Raw genomic sequence first — 8,749 nt, 5'->3', positions numbered from 1 at the left:
GTCCCTGGGAGGAGCGCGCTGATCCGGCCACGTCATCGGGGCCACCTCCGTGGAAGGCGACCCTCCGAACCTATGCCGGGGTTGAATGCCGTACTTGCGGCCGACGACCCGCTCCTTCATCGGGATCAGCGCGTTGTCCGTGATCTTGATGTGCTCCGGGCAGACCTCGGTGCAGCACTTGGTGATGTTGCAGAAGCCGAGCCCGTGGTCGTCCTGCGCGATGTTGCGCCGGTCGGCCTGGTCGGCCGGGTGCATCTCCAGCTCCGCGATGCGCATGAGGAAGCGCGGGCCCGCGAACTCGGGCTTGTTCTCCTCGTGGTCACGGATGACGTGGCAGACGTTCTGGCACAGGAAGCACTCGATGCACTTGCGGAACTCCTGCGAGCGCTCGACGTCCACCTGCTGCATGCGCAGCTCGCCCGGCTTGGCGTCGCCCGGGTCGAACGAGGGGACCTCGCGTGCCTTCTGGTAGTTGAACGACACGTCCGTGACCAGGTCGCGGATCACCGGGAAGGTGCGCACCGGGGTGACGGTGACCGTCTCCTCCGGGTCGAAGGTCGACATCCGGGTCATGCACAGCAGCCGCGGCATGCCGTTGATCTCCGCGGAGCACGAGCCGCACTTGCCGGCCTTGCAGTTCCACCGGACGGCGAGGTCGGGCGCCTGCGTGGCCTGAAGCCGGTGGATGATGTCGAGGACGACCTCGCCCTCGTTCACCTCGACGGTGTAGTCGGTGAGCTCGCCCGCGCCGTCGTCGCCGCGCCAGACCTTGAACTTCGCCTCGTAGCTCATCGGCCGTCCTCCTCGTTCTCCGCGGCGTCGTCCGCGTCCGGCTCCGGCGCGGCCTCCGCGTCGCCGGCCGGGCCCTTCCCGGCGAGGGGCGTCGGCAGCTCCTCGGCGGTCAGGTACTTCTTCAGCTCGTCGTTGTCGAACAGTTCGAGCAGGTCCTGCCGCATCGGCGTCAGCGGCTGGCGCCTCAGCTCGACGTGCGGCGAGGACGGGTCGCCGGCCAGCGAGCAGACGAGGTTGACCTTCCGCCACTCCGGCGACATCGCCGGGTAGTCGTCGCGGGTGTGGCCGCCGCGGCTCTCCTGGCGCTCCAGCGCCGCCTTCGCGACCGCCTCGGACACCAGCAGCATGTTGCGCAGGTCGAGCGCGAGGTGCCAGCCCGGGTGGTAGCCGCGCCCGTCGCCGACCGCGACGGGGTCGACGCTGACGGCCGCGACCCGCTCGCGGAGCTTGCCGAGCGACTCGATCGCCTGCTTCAGCTCCTCTTCCTTGCGGATGATGCCGACCAGCTCGTTCATCGTCTGCTGCAGCTCGGCGTGGACGGCGTAGGGGTTCTCGCCGCCCTCCCGCTCGAACGGGGCCATCGCCTCGGCCGTCGCCGCCTCGATCTCGGCGTCGGGGACGGCGGGACGCGCCGGGAGGCCGTCCACGTACTCCGACGCGCCGAGCCCGGCCCGGCGGCCGAACACCAGGAGGTCGGACAGCGAGTTGCCGCCGAGCCGGTTCGAGCCGTGCATGCCGCCGGAGACCTCGCCCGCCGCGAACAGGCCGGGCACCTGGGCGGCGCCGGTGTCGGGGTCGACCTCCACCCCGCCCATCACGTAGTGGCAGGTCGGGCCGACCTCCATCGGCTCCTTGGTGATGTCGACGTCCGCCAGCTCCTTGAACTGGTGGTACATCGAGGGCAGCCGCTTGACGATCTCAGCGGCGCCGCCCGGCATCCGGTCGACGACGGTGAGGAAGACCCCGCCGTGCGGCGACCCGCGTCCCGCCTTGACCTCGGAGTTGATCGCGCGCGCCACCTCGTCGCGCGGCAGCAGCTCGGGCGGGCGCTTGTTGTTGTCGGGGTCGTCGTACCAGCGGTCGCCCTCCTCCTCGGTGGTGGCGTACTGGTTCTTGAAGACCTCGGGGATGTAGTCGAACATGAACCGCTTGCCCTCGGAGTTGCGCAGGACGCCGCGGTCGCCGCGCACCGACTCCGTCACGAGGATGCCCTTGACGGACGGCGGCCAGACCATCCCCGTGGGGTGGAACTGGACGAACTCCATGTTCAGCAGCGATCCGCCCGCGAGCAGGGCCAGCGCGTGCCCGTCCCCGGTGTACTCCCAGGAGTTGGACGTGACCTTGAACGCCTTGCCGATGCCGCCGGTCGCCAGCACCACCGCGGGCGCCTCGAACACGACGAACTTGCCGGTCTCCCGGACGTAGCCGAACGCGCCGCAGATCTTCCCGTCTGCGTCCTTCAGCAGCCGCGTGACCGTCGTCTCGGCCCAGACCTTCAGCCTGGCCTCGTAGTCGCCGTGCTCGGCGTGGTCCTCCTGCTGGAGGGCGACGATCTTCTGCTGGGCGGTGCGGATCAGCTCCAGGCCCGTCCGGTCGCCGACGTGCGCCAGCCGCGGGTACTCGTGCCCGCCGAAGTTACGCTGGCTGATCTTGCCGTCCTTGGTGCGGTCGAACAGCGCGCCCCACAGCTCCAGCTCCCAGATGCGCTCCGGGGCCTCCTTGGCGTGCAGTTCCGCCATGCGCCAGCTGTTCATGAACTTGCCGCCGCGCATGGTGTCGCGGAAGTGGACCATCCAGTTGTCGTTGGCGTTGACGTTGCCCATCGCCGCGGCGGCCCCGCCCTCGGCCATCACCGTGTGGGCCTTGCCGAACAGCGACTTGGAGATGATCGCGGTCTTCTTGCCCTGGAGGCGCGCCTCGATCGCCGCGCGCAGCCCGGCGCCGCCCGCGCCGATCACCACGACGTCGTAGAGGTGCCTCTCGATCTCAGTCATGATTCCTTGGCCTCAGTTGAAGATGCGCAGGTCGGAGATGGTGCCGCTGGCGACCAGCGCGACGTACAGGTCGGCCACCACCAGCGAGCCCAGGGTGATCAGGGCGTACATCCCGTGGCGCTGGTTGATCTTGGACACCCAGCCCCACATCCGGTAGCGGAAGGGGTGCTTGGAGAAGTTCTTCAGCCGGCCGCCCACGATGTGCCGGCACGAGTGGCACGACAGCGTGTACAGCCAGAGCAGGACCACGTTCGCGACCAGGATGAGCGTGCCGAGCCCGATGCCGAACCCGCCGTCCTTGCCGTGGAAGGCGCGGACCGCGTCCCAGGTGTTGATCAGGGAGATCGCGAAGGCGGCGAGCCAGAAGTACCGGTGCAGGTTCTGGCCGATCAAGGGGAAGCGGCGCTCACCGGTGTACTTGCCGTGCGGCTCGCGGACGGCGCACGCGGACGGAGCCGCCCAGAACGAGCGGTAGTAGGCCTTGCGGTAGTAGTAGCACGTCAGCCGGAACAGCAGCAGGAACGGCAGCGAGATCGCCGCGAAGGGGATCCAGCCGCGGGTGGCCGCCGGCAGGAAGGTACCGAACTCCGCCGCGTCGCCCGTGTGGCCGTCCACCGTGACGTTGTTGCAGATCTCGTTCAGGCACGGGGAGTAGAACGGCGTCAGGTAGTGGAACTCCGGCACGTAGAAGGCCGCGCCCCAGAAGGCCCGGACGGTCGCGTACACCACCCATGCCGTGAAGATCACGAAGGTCGTGACCGGATACAGGCGCCAGTTGTCCTTGCGGAGGGTGCGTTCCTTGATCTGGGCGCGCGACTTGGCCGGCGCCTCCACAGTGGTCATCGATCGCTCTCCTGAGCTCGGGTCGTCGTGTCCCCGTACCACGGTCCGCGCGCACCATGCGGCCGTTCGCGCCTCGGCCGGCGGCGGGGCGCCCCGGCCGGGCCGCGCGCGGCGGCCGGAGGCCGTGCCGCATGCGGGCCGTGACGCCTCGTGTGCGCTTCCAGCGAAGCGACCCTACGCCACCCGCCAGGAGCTGTGACATACATAACAGGCAGACCCGCATGTGACCCTGACCACAGACTTTAGCCCGTTCGGCGCCCTTTCGCGGCCTCCGGGACCCATAACCAGTCGTTATGATCAAATTGAATCGAGACGAGACCGCTGCGGCATGGCCGCCCGATCGCCGGGCGTGTGCTTCAGCACCGTCCGGGCGAAGTGCGCCTCGGCCTCGCTCGTGCGGCCGGCCCCGTACACCCGCAGCACCTCGGCGAGATCGGGGAAGCGGTCGGCGATGAGCCCGGCGGCCGCCTCGATCTCGGCGGCGGACGCCACCTCGCGCAGCAGGGCCTGGACGAGCCGCGCCGGCTCGGCCGCCCCGCGTCCGGCCGCACGCTCCGCCGCCCCACCTTCGGCCGCGCGCTCCGCCGCGCCCTCGGCGCTCGACGGCGCGGGCCCGGCGGGGACGCGCCCGGAGACCGCGCCGCGCATCCCCGACGTCGTGGCCGCCGACTCCGCCTTGATCTCCTCCAGCCGCGCCTGGACCCCGGCGGCGGTCAGCGCGTCGAAGCCGGGCGCGGCGACGAGGTCCTCGACCGCCATCAGGCGGTGCAGGACGGCCGGGTTGCTGATCTTGGCGCGCTGGCCCGACATGAGCTGGGAGAGCATCGGCGCCGAGAGCCCGAGCACGCCGGCGAGCCCCGACTGCGACATCCCGAGGCGGCCGAGCAGCGGCCGGACGCGGTCGCCGAGCGGCTCTCCGTACCACTCGGTCTGCAGCGCGCGGTTCCGGGCGATCGTGTCCTCGGCGACGCTCACCTCACCGGCCCCCCTTGACGATTTACAGATGCAAACGCTAGATTCGCGACCGCACATGGTTGTGCGGGATCCGCTGCCATCGTGCCACGGAAAACAGCGTTTGCATATGTGACGATCGGAAGGATCGACGATGGGCCTGGCACATCGCCTGGGCGCCGCCACCGCGACGGCCCTGCTCCTCACCGGCGGCCTGGCCGGCTGCTCCCTGCCGGGGACGGACGGGCCCTCGTCCTCGTCCTCGTCCTCCTCCCCGGCAGGCGGCAGGAAGGCCGCGGGCGCCGTGGGCGGCGCGAGCTTCGACGACGCCGCCAAGCCGGTGGTGAAGGGCACCTTCGACAGCCCGATCGCCCAGGGCGCCAAGCTCGACATCGCGGTCATGGGCCTCAGGGCGAAGGGGAGGCTCGCCACCCTCACCGTGCAGCTCACCCCGCACGTGCCCCCCGGCGGACCGACCCGCGTCAACGCCTACCGCCTCAACGGCGAGCACGGCCTCGGCACCGCGCTGATCGACCCGGTCAACCTCAAGCGGTACGTCGTGGTGAAGGACTCCGGCGGCAAGGAGCTGCAGACCGACGAGATCTTCACGAACATGGCCAACGACCAGCCCACCCCGTTCTACTTCACCTTCGCCGCCCCGCCCGAGAACGTGAAGTCCGTCGACCTGCAGATCGGCACATGGCCCACCTTCCGCGACGTCCCGGTCGAGCGGTGAGCCGCGTGCGCCGTCCGGCCGTCCTCGCGGGCGCCCTGGCCCTCGTGCTCGCGGTCCCGGCCGTCGCCGGGGCCGACCCCGGAGCCCCGGACCAGAACCTGGCCCAGAGCGTCCTTTCGATCGAAACCGACGCCTCCGTGCGCGGCATCGACCTCGAACAGGCGGTCGTCCCCCTGGAGGAGGAAGAGGCCGGCGGGCGTCAGGTCACCGTCCGCATCTCGGCGGACGTCCTGTTCGACTTCGGCAAGGCGACGCTCACCGGCGCCGCGCGCCGCCGCATAGCCGAGCTGGCGCCCCGCCTCCGCGACGCCCGGGGAGCGGTCCGGGTGTCGGGGCACTCCGACTCCATCGGCGACCCCGCCTCCAACCTGACGCTCTCCGAACAGCGTGCCGAGGCGGTCAAGGCCGAGCTGGCGGGCGCCCTGACGGGGACGGGCCCGCGGATCGAGGCCCGGGGCTACGGCGAGACCAAGCCCGTCGCCCCCAACGAGCAGGGCGGCAAGGACGACCCCGCCGGCCGCGCCAAGAACCGCCGAGTCGAGATCGTCTACGAGAAGAGCTGACAGCGGGCGGCGAGCGCAAGGACCGCCGCGTGGTCATCCCCGCCGCCCGGTGCCCCTTCCGCTCAGACGGGTGCGGGCGGCGGGCCCAGGTGGTCGAAGATCTGCAGGGGCTCGCCGTCCAGCGTGCGGACGGGGAAGCGAAGTTCCAGCCGGCATGCCGCGAGCGCCCGGCGCGCCGCCTCGGCGTGCGCGGGGCGCTGCGCAGGGTCGGCCGCGCACAGATGCGCGACCAGCGCCCACAACAGGGGCGGGACACCGGGGGGCGGCACGCCGATGCGCTGGCGCGGCGCGGGGTCCCCGGCGCCGGTCAGCATCCGCCAGGCGACCATGCCCGCGGCGTACAGGTCCTGCCGTGGGCCGGGACGGTCCCAGTCGAGCACCTCGGGAGCGAGGTACCCCGGCGTCCCCACGACGAAGCCGGTGGTGGTGAAGCGCTGGTCGTCCTCCCCCAGCGCGATCCCGAAGTCGGCGAGCCGCACGTGCGGCGCCCCGACCGGGCTCGGCTCCAGCAGCAGGTTGGCGGGCTTGACGTCCCGGTGGACGACCCCGGCGCCGTGGATGTGGCTCAGCGCGGCCAGCAACTGGTCCAGGATCTCGGCCGCGTACTCGGGCGGAAGCCTGCCGTAGTCACCGAGGAGCGTCTCCAGCGAACCCCCGCGCACGAGGTCCATGGCGAGGAGCACGTCGTCGTACGCCATGCACGAGGCGTAGGGGGTCAGCACGTGGGGGTGCGCCATGCGCAGCGCCCGTTCCCGGACGACCCGCAGCATCGACGTCGCGCCCTGCTGCCGGACGAGCTTGGCCGCGCAGTACCGCCCTTCCGCGCGGTCGAACGCGCGCCACACGCGGCTGGTCCCTCCCACCCCGATCCGGTCGAGCATGGTGAACCGCCCGCCGATCACCCACCCCGCGTCCACGGCACCGATCGTACGGAAGGCCGCCCGCCCCGCGACCCCGGATTTCCGCTCGCCTGTCAACAGAACGGGCGTTCTAGGCATCTAACACTTGGAGGTACAGGCTCCCCCAGTCGGCGGCCTCCCTAAACTGACGGACCACGCAGACCACGTGCCCTCCCCAGGGCCCGCCCCGAAACGGGACCGATGAGCGACAAAGACCCTCGCCGCGACGACCTCGCGGGGGACGAGGCCGCCCGCCGGCCACCGGCGGCCCCAGAGGCGGCCGGCGGCACGGAACCGGATTCCCCGGGACGAGACGCTTCCGCGGAAGCCGAGACGGATGAGACGGCGACGGGCGAGGAGAAGTCGACCGCCGACGACAAGGACGCCGACGACAAGGAGGCGGTCGCGCCAGGCGGGGCGGAGGCGGAGGAACGCGGGCCGGACGAAGACGCGCCCGCCGGGACCGCCACCGGTGCCCGGCGCGGTGGCGGGCGGCGGAAGGGGCTGCGGTGGGTCGCGGTCGGCGCGGTGGCGCTGCTGCTGGCCGCCGGCGGCGGCGCGGCGTGGCTCTACCACGACCTCGTCGGCGGGATCGAGCAGAAGCACGTCAGCGACAAGCTCGGCGCGAACCGGCCGAAGAAGCTCAACAAGTCGCTCAACATCCTGCTCATCGGGTCCGACACGCGGGAGGGCGAGAACTCGGAGTACGCGGTGCCGGGGATGGCCGGGGCGCGGTCGGACACCACGATCCTGCTGCACCTGTCGCCGAACCGGGACCAGGCGATCGGGATCAGCTTCCCGCGCGACTCGATGGTGAAGATGCCGGCGTGCAAGAAGGAGAAGGGCGGCACCGTCCCGGCCCAGTTCGGGATGCTGAACGCGGCGTTCGCGTACGCGGGGCCGACGTGCACGTGGAAGACGCTGGAGTCGCTCACCGACATCCACATCGACCATTTCGTCCAGGTGGACTTCGCCGGGTTCAAGCGGATGGTGGACGCCCTCGGCGGCGTCGAGATCTGCGTCGACAAGCCCGTCAGGGACCCGAGGGCCGAGCTCTACCTGAAGGCCGGGAAGCAGACCGTGAAGGGGGACGACGCGCTCGGCTACGTGCGCGCGCGCTACTCGCTCGGCGACGGTTCCGACCTGGAGCGCATCGAACGGCAGCAGAAGTTCATGGCGGCGGTGGTCGACAAGGCCACCAGCGGGTCCGTCCTCAAGGATCCGGCGAAGACGTACAAGTTCCTCAAGGCGGCCACCAAGTCGATGACGACCGACGACGACCTGGATCTGGCGGGGATGCGGAAGCTGGCGGACGGGCTCAAGGGGATGAGCGCGGGCCAGGTGCGGTTCGTCACCGTCCCCGTGGAGGGTTACGCGCCGGATCCCAACCGCGTCCAGTGGAACGAGGAACTCGCGAAGCCGCTGTTCGAGGCGATCCGGCACGACGACGAGCTGCCCGCGGAGCCGGCCGGGCCCGCCCGGCCGCGGCCGGCGCCGCCCTCGCCCGGCAAGGTGCGCGTCACCGTGGTCGACGCGGGCGCCCGGGACGCCCGGGTGAAGCAGGTCGTGAACCAGCTCCGGCAGCGCGGGTTCACGGTGGAGAAGAAGGTCGAGAAGGCCGCCGCGGCCCCGGAGAGCCGCCTCGTCTACGCGCCGGCCGCGGAGGCGCAGGCGTCGGCGCTCGCGCGGGACGTCCCGGACGCCCTGCTCACCTCCGACCCCGCCGGTCCGCGGGACGGCGTCCGGCTCGTCATCGGGGCGAACGGGGTGCGCCTCGCGCCGCCCGCCATCAACAAGATCGGCGGAGGCGTCAAGGCGGGCCGCAAGCTCTGCGGCTGACCCTCATCCGGCCGCGAGCAGGATCGCCGCGAGCGTCCCGGCGAGCATGTAGGGGCCGAAGGGGAAGTCGCCCTTGCGGGAGCGGCGGGCGATCATGATGCCGAGGGCGACGAGGCCGCCCGTCAGGTAGGT

8 protein-coding genes are annotated in these 8,749 nt (G+C 71.4%); 3 read left to right on the top strand and 5 right to left on the bottom strand.

The features are described from left to right. The 4 genes from AB0C69_RS32810 to AB0C69_RS32795 form a co-directional block, all read right to left on the bottom strand. The coding region (locus AB0C69_RS32810; RefSeq protein ID WP_360358815.1) for a succinate dehydrogenase/fumarate reductase iron-sulfur subunit at positions 1-792 on the bottom strand (792 nt) is incomplete at its 3' end. Further along, on the bottom strand, positions 789-2,786 hold the full coding sequence (locus AB0C69_RS32805) for a fumarate reductase/succinate dehydrogenase flavoprotein subunit (RefSeq protein WP_360358814.1): 1,998 nt from the start codon (positions 2,784-2,786) through the stop codon (positions 789-791). The genes AB0C69_RS32810 and AB0C69_RS32805, both read right to left, overlap by 4 nt. A gap of 12 nt (positions 2,787-2,798) precedes the next feature. After that, the gene (locus AB0C69_RS32800) at positions 2,799-3,629 is read right to left on the bottom strand and encodes a hypothetical protein (protein ID WP_345177166.1); all 831 of its coding nucleotides are present in this window, start codon (positions 3,627-3,629) and stop codon (positions 2,799-2,801) included. Positions 3,630-3,926: 297 nt separating this feature from the next. Further along, positions 3,927-4,604, bottom strand: a complete 678-nt coding sequence (locus tag AB0C69_RS32795; protein WP_360358813.1) for a helix-turn-helix domain-containing protein — start codon at positions 4,602-4,604, stop codon at positions 3,927-3,929. A gap of 130 nt (positions 4,605-4,734) precedes the next feature. On the opposite strand from AB0C69_RS32795, the gene AB0C69_RS32790 reads away from it, so the two are divergent. Together AB0C69_RS32790 and AB0C69_RS32785 are read left to right on the top strand one after the other, a co-directional pair. After that, positions 4,735-5,316: a hypothetical protein gene (locus tag AB0C69_RS32790; protein WP_345177163.1), complete on the top strand. Its 582-nt coding sequence runs from the start codon at positions 4,735-4,737 to the stop codon at positions 5,314-5,316. After that, on the top strand, positions 5,313-5,879 hold the full coding sequence (locus tag AB0C69_RS32785) for an OmpA family protein (RefSeq protein ID WP_360358812.1): 567 nt from the start codon (positions 5,313-5,315) through the stop codon (positions 5,877-5,879). Before AB0C69_RS32790 ends, AB0C69_RS32785 begins: the two co-directional genes overlap by 4 nt. 62 nt (positions 5,880-5,941) lie before the next feature. On the opposite strand, the gene AB0C69_RS32780 is transcribed toward AB0C69_RS32785, so the two are convergent. Then, the gene (locus AB0C69_RS32780) at positions 5,942-6,796 is read right to left on the bottom strand and encodes a protein kinase (protein WP_353833313.1); all 855 of its coding nucleotides are present in this window, start codon (positions 6,794-6,796) and stop codon (positions 5,942-5,944) included. Between the two features lie 183 nt (positions 6,797-6,979). Here AB0C69_RS32780 and AB0C69_RS32775 point away from each other — a divergent pair, with 183 nt between their 5' ends. Beyond that, complete coding sequence (locus AB0C69_RS32775; protein ID WP_360358811.1) at positions 6,980-8,617, top strand: LCP family protein; 1,638 nt, start codon at positions 6,980-6,982, stop codon at positions 8,615-8,617. Positions 8,618-8,749 lie beyond the last annotated feature (132 nt).

It is taken from the genome of Actinomadura sp. NPDC048032, from assembly GCF_040653175.1.
Lineage (GTDB): Bacteria > Actinomycetota > Actinomycetes > Streptosporangiales > Streptosporangiaceae > Spirillospora > Spirillospora verrucosospora.
Note: the sequence above shows the minus strand (reverse complement) of the source record. Positions and strands in the feature narration are given on the sequence as shown.

Coding starts and splice junctions, on each gene's coding strand:
- AB0C69_RS32805 (WP_360358814.1), bottom strand. CDS start 2,786: ATGACTGAGATCGAGAGGCACCTCTACGACGTCGTGGTGATCGGCGCG.
- AB0C69_RS32800 (WP_345177166.1), bottom strand. CDS start 3,629: ATGACCACTGTGGAGGCGCCGGCCAAGTCGCGCGCCCAGATCAAGGAA.
- AB0C69_RS32790 (WP_345177163.1), top strand. CDS start 4,735: ATGGGCCTGGCACATCGCCTGGGCGCCGCCACCGCGACGGCCCTGCTC.
- AB0C69_RS32775 (WP_360358811.1), top strand. CDS start 6,980: ATGAGCGACAAAGACCCTCGCCGCGACGACCTCGCGGGGGACGAGGCC.